The sequence below is a fragment of the Weissella oryzae SG25 genome (assembly GCF_000691805.2).
In the GTDB taxonomy this organism is placed as follows: domain Bacteria; phylum Bacillota; class Bacilli; order Lactobacillales; family Lactobacillaceae; genus Weissella; species Weissella oryzae.
On the sequence record NZ_DF820545.1, the window covers coordinates 1 to 240 of the forward strand.

Here is a 240-nt window from a genome sequence, read left to right on the forward strand (position 1 = left end):
AAAAATTACGCAGTGTAATTCTCGGTGTAATTAATATAAATATTAATAACTAAAAATTTACAAATAGATTCAGTTTTCAAAGAACTAAATGGACAGTCAAAGCTGTCCTTTGAGTGTAAACCACTCAAAACTGAATAACGTTTCAATAAAATGTGTAGGCTTCCGATTTTCCTTAGAAAGGAGGTGATCCAGCCGCAGGTTCTCCTACGGCTACCTTGTTACGACTTCACCCTAATCATC

Annotated in this window: 1 rRNA gene; it reads right to left on the minus strand. The window is 35.0% G+C overall.

The features are described from left to right. Nucleotides 1–176 precede the first annotated feature (176 nt). Nucleotides 177–240, minus strand: a 16S ribosomal RNA gene (locus tag TT13_RS10980); the annotation flags it as partial.